General features: G+C 69.4%; 20 protein-coding genes and 3 pseudogenes. 13 read left to right on the top strand and 10 right to left on the bottom strand.

Annotated features, from left to right (window positions below; all coding sequences use genetic code 11):
* Nucleotides 1-617: 617 nt before the first annotated feature.
* The 3 genes from ACIHCL_RS27105 to ACIHCL_RS27095 all read left to right on the top strand — a co-directional run bounded on the left by ACIHCL_RS27105 (nt 618) and on the right by ACIHCL_RS27095 (nt 3,296).
* A complete protein-coding gene (locus ACIHCL_RS27105; RefSeq protein ID WP_399865731.1) occupies nt 618-1,892 on the top strand; it encodes a sensor histidine kinase in 1,275 nt (424 codons plus the stop codon).
* Entirely contained in the window at nt 1,889-2,521 is a 633-nt protein-coding gene (locus ACIHCL_RS27100; protein ID WP_399865708.1) for a response regulator, read from the top strand. Before ACIHCL_RS27105 ends, ACIHCL_RS27100 begins: the two co-directional genes overlap by 4 nt.
* A 277-nt stretch (nt 2,522-2,798) precedes the next feature.
* The gene (locus ACIHCL_RS27095; RefSeq protein WP_399865706.1) at nt 2,799-3,296 is read left to right on the top strand and encodes a hypothetical protein; all 498 of its coding nucleotides are present in this window, start codon (nt 2,799-2,801) and stop codon (nt 3,294-3,296) included.
* A gap of 271 nt (nt 3,297-3,567) precedes the next feature.
* On the opposite strand, the gene ACIHCL_RS27090 is transcribed toward ACIHCL_RS27095, so the two are convergent.
* From ACIHCL_RS27090 to ACIHCL_RS27080, 3 genes are all read right to left on the bottom strand, one after another.
* A complete protein-coding gene (locus tag ACIHCL_RS27090) occupies nt 3,568-4,245 on the bottom strand; it encodes a pentapeptide repeat-containing protein (RefSeq protein WP_399865703.1) in 678 nt (225 codons plus the stop codon).
* 172 nt (nt 4,246-4,417) lie between these two features.
* A complete protein-coding gene (locus ACIHCL_RS27085) occupies nt 4,418-4,894 on the bottom strand; it encodes a GNAT family N-acetyltransferase (protein WP_399865701.1) in 477 nt (158 codons plus the stop codon).
* A 209-nt stretch (nt 4,895-5,103) separates the two neighbouring features.
* Nucleotides 5,104-6,174, bottom strand: coding sequence for an aminoglycoside phosphotransferase family protein (locus ACIHCL_RS27080; RefSeq protein WP_399865698.1), 1,071 nt, complete (start codon nt 6,172-6,174; stop codon nt 5,104-5,106).
* 33 nt (nt 6,175-6,207) lie between these two features.
* Between ACIHCL_RS27080 and ACIHCL_RS27075 the strand changes: the two genes are divergently transcribed.
* Entirely contained in the window at nt 6,208-7,026 is an 819-nt protein-coding gene (locus ACIHCL_RS27075; protein ID WP_399865730.1) for a rhomboid-like protein, read from the top strand.
* Nucleotides 7,027-7,105: 79 nt separating this feature from the next.
* Nucleotides 7,106-8,506, top strand: a complete 1,401-nt coding sequence (locus ACIHCL_RS27070) for an NAD(P)/FAD-dependent oxidoreductase (protein ID WP_399865696.1) — start codon at nt 7,106-7,108, stop codon at nt 8,504-8,506.
* A gap of 192 nt (nt 8,507-8,698) precedes the next feature.
* Here the strand turns inward: ACIHCL_RS27070 and ACIHCL_RS27065 are convergent, their stop codons facing one another.
* Nucleotides 8,699-9,370: a hypothetical protein gene (locus tag ACIHCL_RS27065; RefSeq protein WP_399865694.1), complete on the bottom strand. Its 672-nt coding sequence runs from the start codon at nt 9,368-9,370 to the stop codon at nt 8,699-8,701.
* A 277-nt stretch (nt 9,371-9,647) separates the two neighbouring features.
* Between ACIHCL_RS27065 and ACIHCL_RS27060 the strand changes: the two genes are divergently transcribed.
* Both ACIHCL_RS27060 and ACIHCL_RS27055 read left to right on the top strand, forming a co-directional pair.
* Nucleotides 9,648-10,154, top strand: coding sequence for a hypothetical protein (locus ACIHCL_RS27060; protein ID WP_399865692.1), 507 nt, complete (start codon nt 9,648-9,650; stop codon nt 10,152-10,154).
* Between the two features lie 411 nt (nt 10,155-10,565).
* On the top strand, nt 10,566-11,081 hold the full coding sequence (locus ACIHCL_RS27055; protein ID WP_399865689.1) for an inorganic diphosphatase: 516 nt from the start codon (nt 10,566-10,568) through the stop codon (nt 11,079-11,081).
* Nucleotides 11,082-11,203: 122 nt separating this feature from the next.
* On the opposite strand, the gene ACIHCL_RS27050 is transcribed toward ACIHCL_RS27055, so the two are convergent.
* Entirely contained in the window at nt 11,204-11,806 is a 603-nt protein-coding gene (locus ACIHCL_RS27050) for a SixA phosphatase family protein (protein WP_399865687.1), read from the bottom strand.
* Between the two features lie 59 nt (nt 11,807-11,865).
* Nucleotides 11,866-12,465 (bottom strand): inorganic diphosphatase, encoded by a 600-nt coding sequence (locus ACIHCL_RS27045; RefSeq protein ID WP_399865684.1) that lies wholly within the window; start codon nt 12,463-12,465, stop codon nt 11,866-11,868.
* Between the two features lie 448 nt (nt 12,466-12,913).
* On the opposite strand from ACIHCL_RS27045, the gene crcB (ACIHCL_RS27040) reads away from it, so the two are divergent.
* The 3 genes and pseudogenes from crcB (ACIHCL_RS27040) to crcB (ACIHCL_RS27030) all read left to right on the top strand — a co-directional run bounded on the left by crcB (ACIHCL_RS27040) (nt 12,914) and on the right by crcB (ACIHCL_RS27030) (nt 14,204).
* Nucleotides 12,914-13,384, top strand: a complete 471-nt coding sequence (crcB, locus tag ACIHCL_RS27040; RefSeq protein ID WP_399865728.1) for a fluoride efflux transporter CrcB — start codon at nt 12,914-12,916, stop codon at nt 13,382-13,384.
* Nucleotides 13,381-13,746, top strand: a pseudogene (locus tag ACIHCL_RS27035) (DUF190 domain-containing protein); the annotation flags it as partial. The gene crcB (ACIHCL_RS27040) and the pseudogene ACIHCL_RS27035, both read left to right, overlap by 4 nt.
* 83 nt (nt 13,747-13,829) lie before the next feature.
* A complete protein-coding gene (gene crcB / locus ACIHCL_RS27030; protein ID WP_399865682.1) occupies nt 13,830-14,204 on the top strand; it encodes a fluoride efflux transporter CrcB in 375 nt (124 codons plus the stop codon).
* 229 nt (nt 14,205-14,433) lie between these two features.
* Here the strand turns inward: crcB (ACIHCL_RS27030) and ACIHCL_RS27025 are convergent.
* Both ACIHCL_RS27025 and ACIHCL_RS27020 read right to left on the bottom strand, forming a co-directional pair.
* Nucleotides 14,434-14,711 (bottom strand): annotated as a pseudogene (locus tag ACIHCL_RS27025) (helix-turn-helix domain-containing protein); the annotation flags it as partial.
* A pseudogene (locus tag ACIHCL_RS27020) lies at nt 14,708-14,965 on the bottom strand (DUF6879 family protein); the annotation flags it as partial. The pseudogenes ACIHCL_RS27020 and ACIHCL_RS27025, both read right to left, overlap by 4 nt.
* Nucleotides 14,966-15,267: 302 nt before the next feature.
* Between ACIHCL_RS27020 and ACIHCL_RS27015 the strand changes: the two are divergent.
* From ACIHCL_RS27015 to ACIHCL_RS27005, 3 genes are all read left to right on the top strand, one after another.
* Nucleotides 15,268-15,468, top strand: a complete 201-nt coding sequence (locus ACIHCL_RS27015) for a hypothetical protein (protein WP_399865680.1) — start codon at nt 15,268-15,270, stop codon at nt 15,466-15,468.
* Nucleotides 15,469-15,542: 74 nt separating this feature from the next.
* Nucleotides 15,543-15,881 carry a tyrosine-type recombinase/integrase gene (locus ACIHCL_RS27010; RefSeq protein ID WP_399865727.1) on the top strand — a complete coding sequence of 113 codons (339 nt, stop codon included), beginning with the start codon at nt 15,543-15,545 and terminating at the stop codon, nt 15,879-15,881.
* Between the two features lie 420 nt (nt 15,882-16,301).
* Complete coding sequence (locus ACIHCL_RS27005) at nt 16,302-16,517, top strand: hypothetical protein (RefSeq protein ID WP_399865677.1); 216 nt, start codon at nt 16,302-16,304, stop codon at nt 16,515-16,517.
* A gap of 160 nt (nt 16,518-16,677) precedes the next feature.
* Here ACIHCL_RS27005 and ACIHCL_RS27000 read toward each other — a convergent pair whose 3' ends face one another.
* Entirely contained in the window at nt 16,678-20,064 is a 3,387-nt protein-coding gene (locus tag ACIHCL_RS27000; protein ID WP_399865674.1) for an SNF2-related protein, read from the bottom strand.
* On the bottom strand, nt 20,061-24,107 hold the full coding sequence (locus tag ACIHCL_RS26995; protein ID WP_399865672.1) for an Eco57I restriction-modification methylase domain-containing protein: 4,047 nt from the start codon (nt 24,105-24,107) through the stop codon (nt 20,061-20,063). Before ACIHCL_RS26995 ends, ACIHCL_RS27000 begins: the two co-directional genes overlap by 4 nt.
* Nucleotides 24,108-24,385: the final 278 nt, after the last annotated feature.

The following is a 24,385-nucleotide window of genomic DNA, read 5'->3' as shown; positions in this document are numbered from 1 at the left end:
GCGTCGACGTGCTCTGGGCGATGCTCCGTGACGGAAGGCTGTTCACCTCCGCCCCACCGGTCACACAGGCGGCTTGACACGATCATTGAGATTCCTTCGACATGCGTGGGCCCCTTCGACGCGTTCGGCGGCGGTGGGCGAGCGTTTCCCGCTCTGTCATCGATCTTCCGGCCGTCTCCGGGCCTGTACGGTCGACGGACCGGCTCGAACCGGCTCGCGGAACGGCCGACGGCCCCATCAGCCGATCGGTTGATGCGGCCGTGGCCATCCGGGGTGACCATGGGTGTGTCCGTGCAGGTCAGCACGGCCGTCGTCAACGACGACAGCGAGCAACGACGGTGAGCAGCGAGGGGTACGAGGTGGCGGAGCACCGGACCCGGCCGACACCCGGCCTCGCCGGCGGGCGGAGCGCGGAGACGGCCGAGACCACGCAGGCGGCCGAGACCTCGAAGGCCACACGGACCGCAGAAACCGCACCGACCACAGGGGACACACGGGCCGCAGAAGCCTCGGAAGCCGCAGAGAAGCACACCGCAACCGAAGGCGATGCCCTCGACGCGGCCGACTCCGGCACGGACGGGTCCGGCGCGAACGGATCCGTCCCGGACGGCCTCGGCGTGGACGGTTCCGGCGACCCTGACGCCCGTTGGCTCATGCTCCTGATGCACGCCGCATTCTTCATGCTCCTCGGCGCCTCGCTGACCCGCTTCCTGCTGCGGCACCCCGGCGAGGCCCGCACCCCGTGGATCATCGCGCTGTCCGTCGCCCTGGCCGCGCTGTACGTGCTCGGGCCGGTGCTCGGTTCGCGTCCGACGCCGCGCAGCCTCGCGTGGCTGGGGGTGCTGGTCACCGTGTGGATGGCGGTGGTCGTCCTCGCGCCGAGCTTCGCATGGTGCGCGGTCCCACTGTTCTACACCGGGCTGCGGATCCTCCCGCCGCGCGCCGCGCTCGCGCTCGTCACGCTGCTCACCCTCCTCGTCGTCGCCGCGCAAGTACGGCTGGCCGGTGGCTTCGACCCGTACCTGGTGGTGGCCCCGCCCGCGGTCGCGGCGGTCGCGACGGCCGTCTTCGTACACATGCAACGGCAGGCCGTACGCCAGCGCGAGCTGGCCGAGCGCCAGCGGGAGCTGATCGACGACCTGCTGCGCACCCGCCGCGAGCTGGCCGCCACCGAACGCCGTGAGGGCGCCCTCGCGGAACGCCAGCGGCTCTCGATGGAGATCCACGACACCCTCGCCCAGGGCCTATCCAGTCAGCAGATGCTGCTCCAGGCCGCCGACCGCGTCTGGGACGCCGACCCGGAGACCGCACGTCGCCACGTCCGCACGGCGACGGGCATCGCGGAACGCGACCTCGCCGAAGCCCGCCGCTTCGTTCACGACCTGGCACCGGCCGATCTCGCGGAGGGCGGCGGACTGGAAGCGGCCCTGTACGCACTGGCCGCCCGCGAGACGGCACAGGCACAGGGGCGGATCACCGTCCGCTGCCATGTGGAGGGCGAACCGCACTCCGCGCTGCCGGACCGTCTGCAGTCCGCGCTGCTGCGCATCGCCCAGGGGGCCCTGGCCAATGTGAAGGAACACGCGCACGCGACCGAGGCCGCCCTGACGCTGACCCGCCTCGACGACCGGATCGTCCTGGACATCGCCGACAACGGGCGGGGCTTCAGCCCGGCCGAGCAGACCGGGCCCACAGGTCGCATCGGCCGCACCGGGGGCGTACGTGGCCACGGGCTGCCCGCGATGCGGGCCAGGCTGCGCCAGCTCGGCGGCACGCTGACGATCGAGTCGGCGCCAGGTGAGGGTACGGTGCTGTCCGCCGTCGTGCCCCTCTCACCGGCGCCCGCGCCCCCGGTCTCCCCGCCCGATCCCGCCCCGGAGGACCTCGCATGAACGCGACGCCACCGCCCGTACGCATCCTGCTCTGCGACGACCACGTGGTGGTACGCGCCGGACTGCTCGCCCTCCTCGGCAGCGAACCGGACATCAAGGTGGTCGGCGAGGCGGGCAGCGGTGAGGAGGCCGTCGCTCTGGCCGCCAAGCTCACCCCGGACGTCGTCCTGATGGACCTTCAGCTGGGCGAGGGCATCGACGGGGTCGAGGCCACCCGACGAATCTCCGCCACGGGCGTCCATGTGCTGGTCCTGACCACGTACGACACGGACGCCGACATCACGCGGGCCATCGAGGCGGGTGCCACCGGCTATCTGCTGAAGGCCGAACGCCCGGAGGAGCTCTTCGCCGCGATCCGCTCGGCCGCCCAGGGCCGCACCACGCTCTCCCCGCCCGTGGCCAGCCGCGTCATGGCCCGGATGCGCCGCCCCGGGCCCACCCTCACCGACCGAGAACTGGACATCCTGGCCCAGCTCTCCCACGGCCTGGGCAACCGGGAGATCGCCCGCGCCCTGTTCATCAGCGAGGCCACGGTCAAGACCCATCTGGGCCGCATCTACGACAAACTCGGCGTCGACACCCGCGCGGGCGCCGTGGCCGTGGCGAAGGAACAGCGGCTGCTCCAGTAGCCCGGTCCGGCCGAGAGCCGGCGACCGGGGCCGGAAGAGGATGCCCAGTGCCCGGCAGGCACTGGTGAACAGCGTCGGATTCTCCCGGCAGTTCCGATGTGCTGCACTTCATCACTTCATCACTTCATGGCTTCATGGCTTCATGAGGTGGGCCGACGATGCGCAGAAGACCATGCGTCCGGCATCCGCCCAATCCCGAGGTCACCCATGCGTCGCCTGCTCGGAGGCGTTCACGGTCATGGCGTTGACGGGTCCGGGAGCATGACACCATCGAACCGTGCTCGACATCGGCTACTCCCTCTCCCGACGCTTTCCCGATCCCCCGCAGACCGACTACCGCCGCGCGGACGTCCACGCCCTGCGGCACGATCTGTTCTCCGGGGACGTCTACCTCGCCGACACCGAGGCCGACCGCGAACTGTCCACAGCCTGGGGATGGGTGCCGGTGCTCGACTTCGCATGGGCCCTGTGTGACATCGTCGAGCAGCTCGACCAAGACCCGCGCGGCAGCCGTTCGCACCAGCGGCAGTTGGCCGAGCTGGACTTCACCGAATCGTCCGACCGGATGTTCTTCGAGCGCCGCTTCGGCTGGGTGGACATCGAGGCCGACTGGATGTCCGGCGACGAACCCCCGCTCACCTTCAACCACGCGCTGCTGCGTCGTGAGGCCCGCGATTTCCTGCACGACTTGATCGCGGACCTCTCCGACATGCACGAAGGCCTCGCCGACAACCCCGCCGTCTGGGACCTTCAGGCCCGCTTCCCCCGCATCTGACTCATTCGAGACATCTGCCAACAACTGGCCCGTCCACCTCAACCGCTGCGAGCCCCTGCTCAACCGCTGCGAGCCCCTGGACCCGGCCCACCGGCTTCTGCCGACCGGGCCCACCTCCCCGGATTCGGCCGACCGGGCCCGCCTCCACCGGCTTCGGTCGGCCAAACCCGCCCACCGGCTCCGGAACGGACCCGACCGATCCGATCCGCCCACTGGCGTGCCCTCCCCCTGTCGGATGGGCCGAACCGAACCGCTCGGGTCCCGCGACGGGCTATGCCTCCACCCGCACCCCGATCTGTGCCGCGAACGCCGGTGCCAGCTCCATCAGCTGCGCCGGGCTGATCACCGCACCGGACAGCCGCTCCACCCCCCGGGCGATGTCCAGTTCCGCGACCGTCCTCAGGTCCACCGACTCCATCCGCACAGAGCTGAAGTCGGCACGCTTCAGCACGCAGTCGCGGAACTCCACCCGCACCAGGTGCGCCTCGGCGAAATCCGGCTCGGAGAGCACACAGCCCTCGAACACCACATCCTTCAGCCGCGCCTTCCGCAGATTCAGGTAGTCGATCTTCCCGCCACGCACCAACACCCGTTCCAGTGCGGCACCGTGCAACTGCACCCCGCCGAGCCGGGCGTCCGTCACCTCCACATCACGCAACGACGCCCCCGCGAGGTCGGTGCCGACCCCCCGTACGCCTCTCAGCACCGAGTCCATGAAGCGGGCACTGACCAGGTCCGTACGGTCCAGATCGCAGCCCTCCAGCGCGCAGTCCATGAACCGCGCGCCCGGTCCCGTTCCGTCCGCGAGGTCCGTCCCGTCGAAGCACAGACCGTCGTAGTCCCCGTCCGGCTCCAGCCCATTCCCGTCGTACGGAACCAACGATGGCAGCCGTACCTCCGGCCGCAGCGCCGCCGCGACGGCGTCCTTCTTCCTGCTGATGCGTGCCATGCCCTCATCGTGGACCATCCCACCGACAACCACCGGTACCAGGCCGAGGTCGGGGGCCGGGGCCGGGGCCAGGGCAGGCGCCCTGGCCGACGCCGTGACCGGATCGCGCCGGGGGGTGGCGGGTGGCGGCGGACCACGCCGGGTCCCGGCCATGACCGGACCGAACCGCGGCCTACTGCACGGCGAGCTTGGCGAGCGCCTCGTCCGTCAGCCGGTACACCGTCCACTCGTCCTGCGGGCGCGCCCCCAACGACTCGTAGAACGCGATGGACGGGGCGTTCCAGTTCAGAACCGACCACTCCAGACGCTCGTAGCCGCGCTCCGCGCAGACCCGCGCCAGCTCCGTGAGCAGCGCCTTCCCGTGCCCGCCGCCACGCCGCTCCGGCCGTACGTACAGGTCCTCCAGGTAGATGCCGCACACCCCGCGCCAGGTGGAGAAGTTCAGGAACCAGAGCGCGAATCCGACGGCCTCGCCGTCGTCGTCCGACTCGGCGATGTGGGCATACGCGGCGGGCCGCTCGCCGAACAGCGCCTCGTGCAGTTGCTCCTCTGTGGCCTTCGCCTCGTGCGGGGCCTTCTCGTACTCGGCCAGCTCACGGATCATGGCGTGGATGACGGGGATGTCTGCGGGGGCAGCGGTACGAATCATGGGGGCAGCGTAAACGCGGCGGCCGGTAGGGCGCCGACCCGTCTCACCGGAAGCCCATGACGGCCGGCTTCCGCAGAGGCCCGCGGCCGATCAGGACCCGCCCCATCAAAACCCGAACCCGATCCGCGCCCCGCCCCGCCAGAGCCCGCACCCCGCCCGGACCGCGCGCCGTCAGAACCCGCCCTTCACTGAGCAGGAACCCCGCCGCGTCATCCGCGCCCCAGCAGCACCCGGGCGATCTCGACCTGCTCCGGATCCAACCGCCGCTCCCCCTCCGAGACGGCCCACAGTCCGTTCTGCAACAACCGGCCCAGCGTCCAGGCCCGCGCCCGCTCCCTCTCCCGGTCCAGGCCCAACGCCTCCGTCAGCAGGTCGAACCGCCACCGCACGGCCCCCGCGTCGAACCTGTTCACCAGCGCCGGAAGCAGCTCGAACCCCGGATCGCCGATCAGCGGCTTCGGGTCGATGGCCACCCAGCGCTCGTCGGGCGCCCAGCGCTCACCGGCCACCCGGCGTCCGTGGGGCGCCCAGCGACCGATGGCTCCCCACCGGCCCGGATCCACGTCCCGGACCCGCCCCAGGCCCCGGCCCGTCCGCGAAGCCCGGCCCGTCCCGCCCGCCTCGCGCACCCCGCCCGCCTCGCACACCTCGCGCGCCAGCACGTTCCCGTAGTGCAGATCCCAGTGCAGCATCCGGTCCCCGGGCTCCCCCGCGACCTCGCGCAGCGCCGCCGCGCAGTCGGCCAGCAGCCGTCGTTCGGCCTCGTCCGACAGCGCCTCCGCCGCGCCCGGCGCCTCCTCCAGCAGCCGCGCCACGACGTCCCCGAGCCTCCGCAGCCCGCACCCCGGCGGAGCCGGTACGGACGACAGTCGGGCCAGCAGTCCCGCCAGCACCCGGACCGCCTCCCGCTCGTCCGCCATCTCCGCCAGCGAACGGCCACCGTCCAGCCGTTCCAGCAGCATCGTCCCCGTCGCCGGGTCGTGGTCCAGGAGTTCCACGGCCCCCGCGTCCGCCTCGCCCCACACCCGCAGCGCGACGGGCTCCCCCGCCGTCTCCTCGTCCACCGGCTGGAGCTTCAGCACCGCCCGCCGGCCGTCCGCCTCCCGCACCACCGGAAGCACCAGCGCGCACATCCCGTGAAAGGCCGCACCGTCCCGCCGCAGCCCCCACCGCTCCAGGAACCCGGCCGCCCGCCGCGGCAACGCGGCGATGAAGGCCCGCCCGGTCTCCCCGTTGTACTTGGACTGGGTGGCGATCAGCTCATCCGGAATGTCGATCACGCGAACGACCGTAGCGCCATGCGTCAATCGGATATGGCCCCCAGCAGCCCCGCCCCGCCCACCCGGCCACGCAGCACCGCCGGTTCGTGGCTGCGCGACGTCGGCTCGTGGATCCGCAGCGCGCCCGGCACCTACGTCTGGCTGGCCGCCCTCTTCGTCACCACCGTGATCATCCACCAGATGTCCCCGGCCTTCGAAGAGGAGTTCCTGCGCCAGCGCTCCACCAACATCCACGAGCTCTCCCAGGATCCCGTGCGCGTCCTGATCGCCAGTGCCTTCTGGATCGACAACGGCCGATGGGCGCCGTACGTGGTCCTCTACACCATCTTCCACGCCCGCGCCGAACGCTGGCTCGGCACCCTGCGCTGGCTCGCCGTGGCCGCCGCGGCCCACGTCCTGGCCACCCTCGTCAGCGAGGGAGTACTGGCCTGGGCCATCCGGCACGGGCACGTGGCGCCTGCCGCCGCCAACACGCTCGACGTCGGGGTCAGTTACGCGCTCGCGGGGGTCATCGCCGTCCTCACCTACCGAGTCCCGGCGCCCTGGCGGCCGGTCTACCCCTTCGCCGTCCTCGTCTTCTACGGCATTCCGCTCGTCACCGGCCCCGGCTTCACCGACCTGGGGCACTTCGCCGCCGTGCTCATCGGCCTCGCCTGCCGTCCGCTGATCCGCTCCCGGCTCCACCCGGGCGGAAGGCCCGACTCCCGGCCGGGGAAAGCAGCCCGGTCGCGTTCGCGATCCGGCCAGAGGCCCCGGTCACGGTTCCGGTCGGGCGAAGCGCCCCGTTCACGGCCCGGAAAGACGCCCCGCGGCCGGGCCCCGCACAGGACGGGAACACCTCCGGCGCAGTAACGTCCGCCCAGGCGAAAGCCGGAAACCCCCCACGCACCACAGCCTTCACACCGGACGAAGCAGGGACAGCAGGGACAACATGAGCACCGTCAGCACCGTAAACGGCGGCATATCCTTCTGGTACGCGGACCGGGGCACCCCGCTCGCCCGGGAACCCCTCCCCGGCGACGGCACCGCCGACGTCTGCATCGTGGGCGGCGGATACACCGGCCTCTGGACCGCCTACTACCTCAAGAAGGCCGTCCCCTTCCTCAACATCACCGTCCTCGAAGCCACGTTCTGCGGCTACGGCGCCTCCGGACGCAACGGCGGCTGGCTCTACAACGGCATCGCCGGGCGCGACCGCTACGCGAAGCTCCACGGCCACGAGGCCGCCGTCCGGCTCCAGCAGGCGATGAACGACACCGTGGCCGAGGTCGTGCGCGTCGCCTCCGAGGAGGGCATCGACGCCGACATCCATCAGGGCGGGGTCCTCGAAGTCGCGTACACCCCCGCACAGTTGGCCCGGCTGAAGGACTTCCACTCCGTGGAGATCGCCTTCGGCGAGACCGACCGCGTGCTGCGCGGCGCCCGGGAGACCGCGGAGCGCGTCAATGTCACCGGAGCCGTCGGTTCCACCTGGACCCCGCACGGCGCGCGGCTGCACCCGGTCAGGCTCGTCACGGGCCTGGCCGCGACCGTCGAGGCGCTCGGCGTCACCATCCACGAGTCGACACCCGTCACCGCCATCGAGCCCAAGCACGCCCGTACCCCGTACGGCACCGTCCGCGCCCCGTACATCCTGCGGTGCACGGAGGGGTTCACCGCGAACCTCAAGGGCCACAAGCGCACCTGGCTCCCCATGAACTCCTCGATGATCGCCACGGAACCGCTGCCCCGGTCCGTCTGGGACGCCATCGGCTGGGAAGGCCGCGAAACCCTCGGCGACATGGCCCACGCCTACATGTACGCCCAGCGCACCGCCGACGATCGCATCGCACTCGGCGGGCGCGGTGTGCCGTACCGCTACGGCTCGGCCACCGACAACGACGGCCGCACCCAGCCCGCCACCATCGAGGCGCTCCGCGACATCCTCGTCCGCCTCTTCCCGGTCGCCGCGGGCGTCCGCGTCGACCACGCCTGGTCCGGTGTCCTCGGCGTCCCGCGCGACTGGTGTGCCACCGTCACGCTCGACCGCTCCACCGGCCTCGGCTGGGCCGGCGGTTATGTGGGCTCCGGGGTCGCCACCACGAACCTGGCCGCCCGCACCTTGCGCGACCTGATCCAGCAGGACTCCGGCCAGTCCGGTCCCACGGAACTGACCACCCTGCCCTGGGTGGGGCACAAGGTCCGCAAGTGGGAACCGGAACCCTTCCGCTGGCTCGGCGTCCATGGCATGTACGCCGCCTATCGCGCCGCCGACCGCCGCGAACTCACCTCTCCCCGCCCAGGCACCGACCCCATCGCGAAGGCCGCGGACCGACTGGCCGGACGCCGCTGAGCACCGGATGACGCCTCTGATACACCGGGTGACGCCGCGCATGCCGGGCGGTGAGGTGCCGGACGAACGAGGCGGAACGAACGGGCCGGACGAGCGAGGCGGAAACGCGCATGCGGAACGAACGGGCACCCGCCCTCAGACAGCGGATGCCCGTAGCACCGCACGCGGTCGGCCGGGGCAAGAGCCCCGGCATCAGGTCCGGCTGGTGCAGATCGCGTTGTACGGCCGGCCGGGGCTCGGGAACAGCTCGATGGGGTTGTCGGTCCCCGACGGGCACTCCTTGGACGTCTTCGTCAGGTCGAGCACCTTGAACACGCCACTGCCCCCGCTGCCGCAGGGCACTTCCTTGGCCTCTTCGTTCACGCAGTCGCCCTTCACCAACTGACCGCCACCCGCCCCGGCGTCACCGGGGTGATCACCGGACAGGTTCCGACCGCAGACGGTCTTGCTGGGAATGCCGGTAGCGGACTTGCTCGAACCGAAGGAGATCTTCACCGAGATGATCACGTCCGTCCCGGCCGGGCACTGGATCGAGTTGGCGAAAATGGCACCGTCCTTGATCTCAAGGGCCTTGATCGTCGCCTGGGGGTCGTCGCAGTCCAGGGCCTGGAAGGCGTCCTTCGACTCCTTCGTGTCGGGCCCGGCGCAGTCGCCGACCTTCCATTCCTTGGCCTTGCGGCTGTCGCCCGAGGCCGCGTCGTCCAGGGCCTCCTTGCTGCACGCCGTACCGGCCCCAAGGACGAGCGCGACGACCAACGCCGCCTTCGAGCAGTCCAGGAGAGCCCTGCGAGGACCGCGTCGCCGCACAGGAACGCCGCCTTCCGGTCCGCTGCTCAGGGATCGGGGGTTGCCGGGGACTCTCATGCCGCTCCTTGGATTTCGGGTACATGGCGTAGCCCGCGCGGCAGTTGTCATGACCGCGTGGTGGCTCACCGGGCGTGAGGACGACATAAGCGCTCGCCACGGTTCCTGCCTTGTCCGGAAGACTGGGCTTCACGCACAGACTCCGCGCACGGGCTTCACACACGGAGAAACCGCAGGCGCCACACGCGGCTTCACGCGCGCACGGCTTCACGCACGGGCCTTTCGCACGGAAGATCGCGGGGCTCACGCACGGGGAAACAAGGGAACGAGGGGGCACATGGCGACCTGGGGACTGGTCATGGAGACAACAGTGGGCGCGGCGGAGCGCAAGCACACCGAGGCGTACGTGCTGGCGCACATGACGGGGACACGCGAGGAGGCCCTGCTGGAGCTGGAGCGGCGTGCGCGGAACCATACGCCGACGCATCCCTGGAGCCAGAAGCGGCGTCGGCTCTTCCGGAAGGAAGACGGTTTCCTCCTGGTCATCGACGGCGCCTGGCAGTCGTTCAGTACCCGGTTCACGCTGGCGGAGCTCCTGGAGGACAGCGCCGCCCGCAAGCCGGATCCCGAGCCGGAACCTGAGCCGGAACCCGAACCCACGCCGGAGCCGGAGGCCGAGGCCGCCGACGCGCCACCCGCCCCGGCGCGCGAGCGACGAGGCACATGGCGAAACGGGCGGCAGCCTGCGAAGCCTCCCGCGGAAGAGGCGGAGGAGTACATGGAACGGTACGCGGACGGGGTGCCGGTACGACCGGCCTGGATGGACCGCACCGACCTGCCGTAACAGCCGTCGCCGTCCCCCGACGGCCGACCACCACCCGAATCAGCCGAACCGACCCGAGCGGACGCAACAGCCGAATCAACCGGACCGACCGGAGCAGACGGACCAACCAACGGACGGGTCAGCTGAACGCGGGCTGGATCGGCCGAATCCGCCCGTTGCCCCGATCGGACGCACCCGGCCCCTGCCGCGCTGCCGCGAACCGGGCGACGATCGAGGATGTACGGGAGGCACGCACGGCGAACACGCGCCGCGCGTGCCGGTGACGGCGCTCACCGCGACCGCGCCCCCCGACCGCCGGCCCCGGCGGTGCCCGGCCGTCACGCCACGACCGTGAGATGAGAACCGATGCGCCGTCCGCCGTACCCTTGCGGGGTACGTCCGGTACGGCCGGGACGGCCCCAGGAGGCGGTCATGGAGTTCGACGTAACGGTGGAGATCCCCCGGGGCTCCCGCAACAAGTACGAGATGGACCACGAACTGCACCGCATCCGCCTGGACCGGATGCTGTTCACGTCCACGAAGTACCCGGCCGACTACGGCTACATCGAAGGGACACTGGGCCGCGACGGCGATCCGCTCGACGCGCTCGTGCTGGTCGGCGACCCGACGTTCCCCGGCTGTTCCATCGAGTGCCGGGCCGTCGGCATGTACATCATGCGCGATGAGAAGGGCCCCGACGAGAAGGTCCTGTGCGTACCGGCCCACGATCCGCGGTACTCCGACGTGCAGGACATCGACGACATCCCCACCTTCGACACCTTGGAGATCACCCACTTCTTCGAGGTCTACAAGGACCTCGAACCCGGCAAGTCCGTCGAGGGATCCCACTGGGAGGGGCGGGACTCGGCGTACGCGGAGATCGAGGCGTCCCGCGAACGCGCCCGAGCCCGGACCCGAGCCCGAACCCGACTCGCCGAGAGCGAGTAGCGAGTAGCGAGAACCCGGATGCGAAGGCGAACAAGCGCGGGGACGGGACACGGGACCAACAACGACGAGTCCGGAACACGGGGCCGACAAGGGCAAGGGCAGGGCACGGGGCCTACGAGCCCTCACCGCCTCCCGGCGGTAACGGGGCCACGGGGTACGGCGAAGTCCGTGAGCACCGCCGCCCCGGACGCGAGCCCGGCCCCGATGCCGGGCGCGCCCCACGCACCCGGCACCGCCAAAACCGCGAACGCGGAAGTCGGGAACTTGCCCCGGGCCCGTGCGAGCGCCTCCTCGTCCCCGCCACCGGCCAGGGACAGGACGAGTTCCTGCACTCCGGGCTGATGACCGATCAACAGCACCGTCCGACCGGGCTCCGAGCCGCCGCGCACGACGACGTCACGCAGCACATGCAGGAGGGCTGACGCGCTCGCCTCGTACACCCTCGGCTCGAACACCACGTCCGGTTCCGCGGCGACCAGTTCCGCCGCGACCAGGTGCCAGGTCTCGCGGGCACGTCGCGCGGTCGAGCAGATGACCAGATCGGGGACGTACCCCGCCTCGTACAGCCGGCGTCCGGCCGCCGGGGCGTCGCGGCGGCCCCGGCCCGCCAGCGGACGTTCGTGATCGGGAACCCCGTCCGGCCAGGCCGACTTCGCGTGCCGCAGCACGATCAGCCGGCCGCCGTCCTCGGGACCGCGCCCGGACTCCGCTGCCGTATCGCTCACCTCGGTCACTCCGGCCACCTCGGCAACTCCGTCGGCTCGAACCCTTCCGGTCCCCCCGATCACTCCAGGCATCCGGTGAGCCGGAGATAGGCGTGGCGGGCGTCGGACACCAGCTGGTCGGCCTCCCTGCGACCACCGCACCCGGTCACCCGGTACACCGCTCCCGGCGAGAGCCGGCCGAGCGCCGTCGCCCACACGTCGGGTTCCGCGTGCCAACGGCCCAGATCCGCGGCGTCGACCAGATCGACGAAGGGCTCGGCCTCGGCGACGCACAGCACCTCGTCCACATCACGACGGCCGTCGTTCAGATGCAGCAACGCCACCGGCCAGGCCGTCACCTCGTCGCCCGGCCGGGCCGGCTCCGGCATCAGAACCATGGTCCGGACGGCCCGCCCGTCCGGGGCCAGGGTGTCTTCGACACTTCCCTGCCCCACGGGCCAGCCGCGGACACCACCGCTCGGGCCCGACACCGACGGCACACCGGACCCGTCCCCAGCAGCCCGGACAGCCCGCGCGCCCCCAGCACCCGCCGTGTCCGGAGCATCCGATACGCCCGGAGCGCTCGGAACACCGGACGCCGGACGATCGCACTCGTCGACGGAGGACTTGCCGATGGCGGAACCGATGGTCGACTCGACCTCGACGGTGATGCGTGACACCACTGCCCACCTCCCGCGACACCGGGCGACCGGCTCGTACGGAAGCCACCCGCGCCACAACGGCGCGGTTCCGGCGAGCCTCGTCGCCGGACGAATTCCAGTGTCCCGCGCCTGTGCGTGCGGAACAACCACTCGACACCCGCCCGCTCCGGGCCGTACCGGGCGGGTGCAGACAGGTGCACGGGGACGCTGCCGCCGGATACGCCAGGAGAACCGCGGCGGCGCCCGGTACGCTGGTCCGAGCGGTGTTTCCGACGGTGATCCCGTGGCCCCTGTGGTTCCACGGCCGGCTCCGTGATCACTGGGTCGTCCCGGCACCGCACGGCGGTGGGGCCCGCCGTACCCGAACCGCGGCGACGACGCCGCCAACGGTCCCTACTTGCGACGCGCACCGTACGTTCCCGTGCCCGGCGAGTAGGAGACACGCGTGGAAGAGCCCCGGACCCCCATGCTGAACGACCCCGTCGACCCAGCTGTCGACCTCCGCGTACCCGACGGCCGACGCACGGTCCCACACCTGTCGGGGCAGGCCCCGGTGATCGCCGCCGTGGCGGTCGGCGGTGGGATCGGGGCGGCGGCACGGTACGGGGCCTCGTTGCTGTGGCCCACGGCGGCCGGCGCGTTCCCGTGGACGACCCTGACCGTCAACGCGGTCGGCTGCGCGGTGATCGGTGTCTTCATGGTGGTGATCACCGACGTCTGGGCGGCCCACCGGCTGGTGCGCCCCTTCTTCGGCACGGGCGTCCTCGGCGGCTTCACCACCTTCTCCACCTACGCCGTCGACATCCAGCGCCTGGTGGACGGACGAGAGGTCCGCACCGGCCTGGCCTACCTGGCCCTCACCCCGGTCGTCGCGCTGACCGCCGTCTGGCTCGCGGTCGCGCTGACGCGCCGCGTCATCTCCTGGAGGCAGCCATGAGGCTCACCGGTTCCGCACTGCGCGTCACCGTCTTCGTCGGCGAGATGGACAGGTGGCACCACAAGCCCGTGTACACCGAGATCGTCCACCGGGCCCGCGAGGCCGGCCTGGCCGGTGCCTCCGTCTTCCGGGGTATCGAGGGGTTCGGCGCCTCCTCCCTGATCCACACGGTCCGGCTGCTGTCCCTGAGCGAGGACCTGCCGGTCGCCGTCGTGATCGTCGACACCGAGGAGCGGATCCGGGCCTTCCTGCCGCAACTCGACGAACTCGTCGCCCAGGGCCTGGTCGTCCTCGACGACTGCGAGGTCATCCGCTACACCGGCCGCGAACACGCGGAGCGCGACAAGACCCGCCGCGCCAAGCCCCGCCACGGCAGGAGCCACCACGACACGGCCCACCGCGAGGAGCCCCGCCACGACGAGACCGAGCCCGACAAGGAGGAACGGTGAACTGGCTGCTCGTGATCGGGGGCGCCATGGTCGGAGCCCCGCTGCGCTATCTCACCGACCGTACGGTCCAGTCCCGGCACGACAGCCTCTTCCCGTGGGGCACTTTCACCGTCAACGTCGTCGGCAGCCTGATCCTGGGGCTGGTCACCGGCGCGGTCGCCGCCGGGGCGGCCTCCTCCGGGACCCAGCTAGTGCTCGGCGCCGGCCTGTGCGGGGCACTGACGACGTACTCAACCTTCTCCTACGAGACGCTGCGCCTGGTCGAGGACGGGGCCCGCTTCTACGCGGCGGCCAACGTCCTGGCGAGCGTGACCGCCGGCCTCGGAGCCGCGTTCACCGGCGCGGCCCTCGCCCATGCCCTCTGGGGCTGACACACAGCCTCCGGGCCCTCCGCTCCCGGTCGGCACCTCTGCGGCTACCGGTCGGCCGTCGGCCGACCTGCACCGCACGACAAGAGGCCCGGGCCGGAAAAGGAGTCCGGCCCGGCCCCTACTGAGACTGGAACCGAGACCACGTGCACCCTGGCCGCCCCCACCCGGCTCCGGCGCCGCCTCCGCTGAACCGCAGAACCCCAGGTCAGAGTGAGAACAACGGGCCCCAGCCGCTGGCGAGCTGGCGGCGCCAGGACCGGTACTTCGTCTCCAGTCCGACCAGGCGGCCCTTCAACTCGCTCGTGGCATCCGGCCGCCCCACCGCGTCCGCCCACGCGGTCAGGTCGGCGGCTGACGGGGTCTGCTTGCCGTTCTCCAGGCGGGATACCTTGGAGCGCTGCCAACCCCGCCGCGTGGCCAGGCTCTTGCCGTTCAGCCCGGCCTCAGTGCGCAGTTCCCGAAGTCGCGTGCCAAGGAAACTCGGGCGGTCTGGAAATCGGTGCTCACACGGTGGAACGTACCTGCCCGGCGAAGTCGGCGGTACGGGTGGCGTGCTGCCAAGCGGTGTCTCGGGCCTGACAGGCCGCCACGACCTCGGCGGGGTCTTCGCTGACGATGACGCCAAGAGTGGTGTCGTGCTCGTCGAAGACGAACCGCACCAGGGTGCGGGAGTCAAAAAGCCAGAAGTCCCAGTCGGGCAGCCCGAAACGTGGGGCGTCGGCGCGGCTGAGATTGCGGATGTCCTCGCCTGCGGCGACGTTAGCGGGGTCGTCGGGGTCGTCCTGCTCGGCCAGGGCGCGGGCGTCGGCGGCGACGGCATCGGCGCGCTTGTGGCGGCGGACTCGGCGTCGGCGAGCTGCTGCGGGGTCACGGACGGGTCGCCGTTCTCGACCGCGGTCCGGAGGTCGGCGGCGGCCTGCTCGGCGGCCTTGGGCGGGCCGGGGCAGCAGCCCCGCTCCCGACAGCCATGCCACCTGAATGGCGCAACATGACGTGCCGCCCACATGAGCGAAGATCAAGCTGGCTAGTGCCCAACCGAGGCAATCCGTGAAAGGGGAACCAAATGCGCATTCGACGAATCCTCACCGCCGCCATCGCCACGGCAGCCCTCGCCGGACTCGGCCTCACAGGCGCCGCCACCGCACAGGGTGCCCCATCCGCCGTCAGCCCGTCTCAGTGCAGGGAGGGCGGCGGGGAGCCCCGGATCGACTTGCCGGGCAACCCCTGCGTGGGCGGTAAATACGACGGCCAGGCGGTCGACTAAACCCCCACAAGGCGCCCCGCAGCCACGCGCCGCGGGGCGCTCCCGCGCGAGCGTAGCCGGGAGAGTCGCAGGGACTGCGCCGACCCGTCGGACACCCCCTAACCACGGGCGCCCCTCGGCAGACGAGCTTCCGGGCGAGGCTGTCGAGAGTCTGCTGTTCACGTGCGAGGGCAGCGCGGTGCCGAGCGGACGATCTACGGCACGGTCAGGCGTCGCTCATGATGGCGGCCGGTGTCGAACTCTCGGTGGTGTCGAAGCGGCTTGGTCACTCTTCGATCAGCATCACGAACGACACCTACTCGCACCTGCTCGGCGGCGTCGGTCGGGACGCGGCGGAGCGTGCGTCGTCCCTCGTACCGCGCCGACGGCGTGCCCCGGAACACCTCCGGCGGACCAGCGTGACCACTCGGTGACCACCCCGACCGCCGGATCACCTTCCAAAGTGGGGCCGGAAGCGACGGAACCCCCGCTGACCTGCATCAACGGGGGTTCCCATGTGAGCCCCCTGTCGGATTCGAACCGACGACCTACGCATTACAAGGGCCCGCGAGATCATCCTGGCTGGTGCCGCCCGGTGCCACAGAGTCCCGTTTCCACTGATCAGAAGCTTGCGGCCTCGATCACCGTGACGTCTGATCCACCCCAGTACCGCCCGGTCCGCTCACGCAGTGCTCACGCCATACGCAGCACGTCCGCTCCAACCAACGTGGACACCGACCTCGTCTTCACCCAGGAGGACGGCTCCTGGGTGCATCCCGGCAAGGTAACCGACCTCTTCGAGCGCCTCGTCGCCGCCCCCCGCAGGTCGGCCCGCCGGCATCGACATCAAGATCGTGTCGGACACACTCGGGCACAGCGACACCCGGATCAGGCGCGACATCTACCAGAACGTGCTCCCCCACGTCGGCAAGAGAGCCGCCGAGGCCACCGCCGAGCTGATGCCTCTCCAGCGCAAGGCCGAGCAGGAGGAGCAGATCCGCAAGGCCGCCAAGAAGGCGAAGCCAAGCGGAAGAAGGCCAAGGCCAGGAGGGGGCGCGAAGAAGGGCTAACAGCTCCTCCGCCCACGCAAGCCGTCCCACGACCTCCGGGCCGTGTGCCCTGTCATGCCCCGAGAAGCCGAAAAGGCCGGATCAGATCTGGTCTGACCTGGCCTTACTCGGAGCCGCCTTCGGGATTCGAACCCGAGACGCCCGTGGCGTCACCTAGTTCTCACATCTGAGCGGGTGTGATCGCGGTCCAGCACACGACATGGATGTCTTCCAGATCGATCGCAGGCCGGAGTGGCGGCGGCTCGGGCGGGATCAGCCCATACCGATCCGCGATCTCCATGAGTGCCTGAATCTTCTCTGTGGCAGTGAAGTCCGCGCTCATGAGGCCATTTCGAACCTCACGTTGGACGCGGACCGCGTAAGGAGCGTTGAGACGGGCAGCAAGCGTGTCCTGGGCATCTCCGAGGAACTGGCCATAATTTCTTACGAACGCGGCGGCCTCACGCATGACTCTGGGAACCTGAGGCTCAAAGTTGGCGGGATCTGCCTGGAAGTTCCAGCGCTCCTTTATGTGCTGTTGGGCGGCGGCCCACGCATCAAACGCTGCGGAGTACATCTGCTCGGTAAGCACCGCGGGGGTGCTGTCCATCTGAGGGTCGGCGTGGGCGAGGCAGGCGAGGGTATCGTCGACGACCACCGCATCGCCGTCTGGGCCGCCCTGGAGGGTCAGGTCTGTGTTGAGGGGAACGTACCGGTACCAGGGCTTGTGGTGATCTCCGATACGGGCGCAGAACACGAAGCCGGGGCTGGCTCCGTCGCGGTGAAAGCCCGTACCGGACCCCCATGGCAGATCCAGGGCCCGGTTCTTGGTGGCGGCGCTCTGGAAGGCGTTCGCCAGCCGCCGTCGGTACTCCTCGCCAGAGAGCGCCGCGTTGCCTCCGTCGTTGAAGAGGGCTGCCTCCTCGTGCCGGATCTGCTCGATCCGTTCGCGGGTCTCGGCGATGTTGCGCTCCACCGGGTCCATACCGGGGAGAACCTCGCCGACTCCGACGGACGCGGCGGCCTGCTTCAGCTTGCGCTGGAGCCGTTCTTCCAGGCGGAGGATCTCGTCGAGATCCTTGTCGGGAAAAAACGCCCGCATGAAGATCTCTTGGTGGGGGGAGCCGATGCGGTCGATGCGGCCGTGCCGCTGCACGAGCCTCATCGGGTTCCAGGGCAGGTCGTAGTTGATGATGTGACGAGCCTGCTGGAGGTTGACGCCCTCGGCGAGGACGTCTGTGGTCACGATGAGGTCGTACGCGTCGTCCTCGACGCCGGTACCGGCGGTCCGAGGAGCGAACCCGCTGATGATGTCGGACCGGTGATCGCGATCTGGGCCCGACACCGTGGCCATGCGGCCACGGTAGGCGGCCAGCCGCGGATCACCGTCAAGCGCGGCGTGGAGGGCACGGTCGAGATAGGCGGCGGTGTCGGCGAAGTAGGTGAACACTAGGACCTTCCGCTTGTCCCGCGTGTCCTCCTGGCCGATCCCCTCCGTGGCGGCGTCCTTCGCAATCGCCGCCAGTTCCTCGACGAGGGCCGCGACCTTCGGATCGTTGCCCGTTCGCACGGCGCGTACGCGGGTGCGAAACGCTTCCAGCAGGCTCAGGTCCGCTCGGACTGCCTTCCGCAGGGCGAGCACGTTGAAGTCCGCAGCATCCGCCACCGTCTCCATGTCGTCCTCGTCCAGTGAGGCGAGCCAGTCCTCAACATCCTCGGGCGCGAGTCCGGCCCACTCCCGCAAGGGGTCGCCGGTCAAGACCAGCCCGGAGTCCAAGGCACGGAGGAAGGCTTCGTGCGAGGCGATCATCTTGGTGCCGGTCTGTTCGAATGCGTAGGACGACGACTCGAACCGTTTGAGGAGATTGGAGCGCAGCAACCCGGCGTTCTGCGCCTCGTACGCCTCGGTCTCCCCCTCCAGGCGGAAGCGCGAGGGAACATAGCGGGCCATGGTGAGGACTGCACCGGGCTCGGTCAGGATGACTCCAGCCGCCGACGCGGCATCCAGGGCGTCATCCGGAACCCCTGCGCCGAGCGCGATGGCCAGATCGTCGAACACCCCGGGCAGAACCTCGTCGAGGTTGTAGTCGACCCTGACGACCCGGCAGGCAGGGAAGCGGATCTCCTGCGGGACGCCGCCGATCACGACCCTGTCCCCGACGTAGTGGTTCTTGACGAAGCGTCTGGTACGGCGAACGGCTATCTCGTCGAGCACGTCGAACAAGTGCTCCGGCGAAAGGTCGTCCGGGTTCATCGCCATAGCGCTCTGGAAGTACTGACGCAGGCTGGGGATACCCACATCGCTGAATGCGGCATCGTTGGGCGTGAAGTACGCGATGAGACTGTAGAGGTCTTCCAGGCTATTGTTCACTGGCGTCGCAGTAAGCAGCACCAGGTCCTTGGGAACCGGTCCGGCGAGAACCTGGCGCAGCGCATCGGCGCGCTTCGTCTTGCTGTTGCGCATCGCGTGCGCCTCGTCCACGACCACCATGGCGTATTCGTCCAGCGCCTGAAGGTGAGCGGTACGAGCGCCGGCGTCCTCGATGCCGACGACCAGTTGCTCGTATGACCGCACATCGGCTCGCAGGTTCTTCTCCCGCAGGAAAGGTATCCATGTGGAATCCCGGAGTGTCGCCGGGGCAATAATCAGCACCTTCTGGCGGCGGTCGAACACGGCCTCGTGGATCAACTCTCCGGCAAGGTAGGTCTTGCCGAGACCGACCTCGTCAGCGATCAGGACACCCTTGCGGCGCGCGAGGATACGGCGGGCGCGCCACACCCCGTCCGCCTGGAAGGCGGTCAGGCCGAGCTGGGACGTGGCCCTGCTCTCTTCCTCCAGGTCCGCGCCATACAGCTCGAACAACATCCGCAGGAACACGTCCCACGGTTGATGCGGGGACCAGCGCGCCTCATACAAAGCGGCCAGGTCGTAAGGGGCAGAGGCTTCCCAGTGTTCGTTGAACCAGTCGGTCACCAGTCGCACCGTGCCCGGCTGGTACTGGCCGAGGTTGAGCTCCTTGTTCTTGGCCAAACCGGCGTAAGTGAAATTCGAGGACCCGACAATCACTCCAGTAGCGTCGGTCTCCACGATGAAGGCTTTGCCGTGCAGGAAACCCTCTTCAAACCTGCGCACCTCGACGTTCGGATGTTCGCGCAGCCAGGCGACTAGGCGGCGGGCCTGCTCATCGGCCTCGGGGGTGAACCCCACGAGGTCTCGATCCTCCTCCAGTGATCTGCGGTGCCCTTCCAGGGCGCGGACAACCTCCGGCGACCGGCTGCGCCGCCGTCGGCGCGGGGCCTGCCCCAGGGCGCGCACACGGGCCCGGTCCGCGTCCGGCAGCGGTTCGGCACCGAGTAGCAGCCGCACGCCTCTAGCCTTCTCCAACTCGTCGGCGAGCAGGTCGAACCCGCCCGGGTTGAAGTAGGCGGTCGCGATCGCCAGACGCGGAGGAGTCCTCAGCCGTGTACGCAGGCCCCCGAGGAGGGTGGTAATCGCGTCCGCGACCCGCTCCCCTCCGGTGCGATTGGTCGCAAACTCGGGCCGGTAACCCGAACTGGACTCGGTCACGCCCCCACCTTGGCCTTCCAGTGGTCGTAGTGGGTCAGGACCGCGGCCAGGCGCTCGCGGCAGTCCCAGGTCCGGTGGAACGTGGCGAAGACATGGGCTACCTGATCGCGGTCGAGCCCGTAGAGCAGCGCCACGACAGCGTCGAGTTCAGCAATCAGATCGTTCTTGTCCGCCTCGTCGGTGACGGATCCCACCGGAACGTCAACCTGGGCGGCCCAGTCGGTGTACCGGCCGTCCACGGCCGCCAACCGCCCGGCGATCTGCTCAACTCGGTTGCGCAGTAGGGAAGTCGGCTCGGGCCGGGGTATGGGCAAGCCGTTGAGGATGTGGAAGTTCAGATGGGTCTCGACGATGGTGCGGGCGATCCAGTCCAGCGGAATGCTGGACAGAACGCCGAGGAGGTACGCCTCGTCCCGCTCGTTCCCCCGAGGGAAGAGCAGATACGGCGCTTGGTTCGTGGCCACCACGTTCCCCGGAACAAGTGAGACCCGCACCGTACGACTGTCGTTCGAGCGGGTGATGTCGCGCAGCATGATGCGCGGACGCAGACAGGGCAGCGTCGTGGCGTCCCGGATGACAGCCGGGGCGAACTCCGCAAACGGGGAGCGGGAATGGCGCGCCTGACGCGTGCGTCGGGAACGCAACTCGCCGGTGACATGGGCGGGGTCGGCCCAGCCGTAATAGGTGCCGGTGTCCGGAGTCCACAGATCGAAAGAGGCTCCCTTGTACACAGGCCAGCCGGAAGGGCGGGACAGGTCTACGGAAAAGTGCCCCTTCTTCTTGTCAGTGGTCGCATGGAACTCGGTGGCGGGTCGGACACGCCACGTACCGCTCGTCTCGTCCAGGCGTGGCTGCTGGCGCATAGTGGCGAAGATGCCTAGCGCGGCGGCGTCCGGGATAGCGGGGAAAGCCGCTCCCTCCGACCAGGAGAGAAAGCTGCGGGTAGGAACCTCGACTCCGTCTTCTCCGGCATATGCCCGATACTCGGTCAGCGATGCGAACGGGCCACTCATCCGCAGGCCGCCCGAATGGCCTACACCCTTGCGGATGCCGAGGAGGCCGATCGTGTACTGCGGATGTATCTCGTCGAAGATCCACTGCCTCGTGTTGCGCAGCAAGGTCACGTCACTGAAAGTGCCCTCCAGCAAGATCGTCTCGCGCCACTCGGCGCTCCCCGCAGCACTCAGAGCGCTGCGGGGCAAGACCACGCCAACGGCACCGTCCGTGCGCAGGGCTTGCCAGAGCCGCCAGGTGAACGCCTTATAGAGGTCCGGATCCCCCTTGCCGATGCCGGGGAATGGCCCACGCAGAAGTGCCCGGCGCATCACTGCCGCAGCCGCGACCTCGGCCTCGTATTCCGCGACAAGATCCGGTCGATCGCCCTCCAGATCCCTGATCTTCTCCTGTTGCGCCTTCGCGGGAAGACTCTTCAGACCCGGCATCCGCAACGCCCAGAATCCCAGCTTCTCTACAGTGACCTCTTCCCACGGGGGGTTTCCCAGTAGGACGTCGAAGCCCGGCCTATCTCGGAGAAACACCTCGGGAAAGAGGACCGGAAAGTGCGCGGCCTTAAGGTGGCGCATCCCCTCCCGCACGCCGTCCTCGTCGGCCGCACGGACTGCCTCCTGCGGGGTGGGCATCCTGTCGATGAGTCCGAGCCGGATGGCGGCGGCCGCATCGAACAGGGCGGTGGCGCCTTCAGCGGCCCTCGTTGCCTCGGCATGGGCCTCCTTCGCTTCTTTCACTTCCTGCTTGTTCGCCTCACTGGTACGGGCGACGCGCAGCAGCAGGTCACGAGCCGGAGCGAGCTGCTCCGTGACCTGCTCCGCGAAGAGGCTGATGGTTCCGCTGCCGGTCTGCGGATCGAAGATCTCTATGACCTCTTCAACGGTGGCGATACCGGTCAGGCTGTTCCCGACGACGAGGCCGTGATCGAGGGTGCTCATCGGCAGGCCAGGTACGAAGGTGTGGATCCAGATGGCCAGGCGCGCGAGTTCCACCGCCATGAGATTGAGGTCGAGGCCGTAGATACAGCGGCGGGCGATCTGCCGCCGCAGGAGCGCGGACGGCTCGATCTCGATGTCCGGGGCACTCGTGCCCAGTGCGGCCCTGGCCGCCTCCGCAAGGCGGAGCAGCTCGTCGCTGACGGCCGAGATCGGATGAAGGGTGAGGAAGGTAGAGAACTGATCCTCGATCCGGTCGATGGCGGCGACCAGGAAGTGCCCCGACCCCATCGCCAGATCGGCGACGCGAAAGTCGAAGAACACCTCGGCCGCTGCGGCCTCGTCCCCGACATCCAGCAGAGCCTTGACCCTGGCTAGGTGCTGGGTGAGCACCGGCGTCAAAGCGTTGTCCAGCAGATGATCGACCGCGAAGGCTTTGGTGAAGTAGGAGCCGGTGGACTTACGTGCACCGGAAGCGTTGTGGAAGTAGATCTCGCCCGCGGCTACGGCGGTCTCGTCAGGCTTCTTGGCCGGGACATACGCTTCCGTCTTCGGGTCGACTGCGAGCGGGTCGGGCGCGATCGAGAGGGAGGACTCCAGCAGCCCCTCGTAGATGGTTCCGAACTCCCTGACGGACAGGGAACGGAAGTCCACGGGGCCGACCGTGCCGTCCTCGCCGGTGTCTATGAGCAGTGCGCGGAGTGCAGGCCCGATCTCATGGTTGGTCAGCCGCAGATCCGCGATGATCCGGCCTGACGGGTGCGCGTCATCGGAAGCGAAGAGTCCACCGTTGTAGGCCGGGACACCCCATTCGGTGTTGCCCTCATCGATGGCTCGCCAGACGGTGAGCAGGTCGTCCCACCGGTCTGTCGCGACAGTGTCGAAGTCCTGCTCCGGCTTCTCGGCGAATTCCCGCGCGAGGGTCTTGAGCGCTTTCGCGGTATAGCGGGGATTGCGCAGGTAGGGCAGCAGGCCGCGGTCCTCGGCATACGCGGTGAACAAGAGACGGAACAGGATGATCAACGTGCGGTGATAGGCATCGGCGAGCTCGGCCTCGCTCGCAGCTCTACCATGGCGAGCGACCGCGGTGGCCAGCTTCGGAACAACGTCTTTGTACACGCGCTCCCGAAGCCGCCTCCCCAGTGCTGCGGCGTGGTCGGCGGAGGTGGCAAGGATCTGAAGAACACTGCCGTCCTTGGTCAGCGCATCGGCAGAGAACAGCAGGGGCAAGTAGCCTGCATCGGCTTCGGAGAGGAGTGCGAGGTCGATTTCGGCGAAGGTCTCGGCCTGGCCCTTGCGGCCGACCCCGATATCAGGGTTGGCCGAGTAGAGGCGAATCTGGGTGTCTCGAGTGATCACCAGCCATGGCAGTCCCTGCTCCTTCGCTATGGCCAGGCCCAACGCCACAGGTGAGACCGCGCCGAGGCGGATGGCAGGTCTGTCGAACATCTCCTGTTCGTCCAGGAGGACACCCACGGCCCGCCGGTCACTGCCAGCCGAGAGGACCACCGCAGAGGATCCGAGCGGGGTGGTGGAGTAGCCAAGACCGCTAATGAGGTCAGCGGCGCGCCGTCGCAGAAGCGGCACTCCCCTTGCCTGTGCCGACGCCCAGTCGGCTCGGGTGGGGACGCCGTGGCGCAGTTCGTGAGACGCAAACAGACCGGAGTTAAACAGGCCGGCCACCAGCTGATCCTTGAGCCCGGCCAGCAAGCGATGCAGGGTGCGTTCCGCGTTTGCCGGGTCAGGGGCATTCAACGCGGCGGTGCAGATGCGCTCTACCTGGTCAAGATTCAGGTCGTGGACGACGGCGGGGTCGTCCTTCGTTCCACAGACGGCCGCCTTCCAGGCGCCCTCAACGAGGTAGCCGACGACGAGGACGACAGGGGCGGCGCGGCGCTTCCAGCGCAGGGCCCACAAGCGTCGTACGTCGTCGACACGGGGCCGGGTGGTCGCTGAGGCGACGGCCACTTCGAAGGCTTGGGGGCCGTCGGCGATGAGGACTCGCTCGGTGGCCAGTGATGCCGGTGCCTCGGCCTGATTCCAGGAGATCTCGCGGGCTTCTGCCTCGCAGAGGAACTCTTCGATGCCTTCTTGACTCACCGCTATCCCCCCATGACACTCCCTCAGACAGCCTAGAGGCAGCGACATTTATGTTGCGACTATCCGTAGATCAGATCTTACTCATCGCCCACAACTGTGCCTTTGAGACAGTCAGACACCAGATTCATTCGATACGGGAATGACGATGGGCAACGCCCCGAAGCGGTGATCACGCCGTGTGACGCAGCCGCCGAGGCCCAGAGAGAAGGGGTGAGCTGTCTGGTCGCTGCAGCAGCGCCCAGGGACTTACGGCCTACGAGAGCCTGCAAGATGACCCG

This window comes from Streptomyces sp. NPDC052042 (assembly GCF_044548345.1).
Classification (GTDB): Bacteria; Actinomycetota; Actinomycetes; order Streptomycetales; family Streptomycetaceae; genus Streptomyces.
The sequence above is the reverse complement of the archived record's forward strand: the minus strand, read 5'-3'. Positions and strand labels throughout refer to the sequence as shown.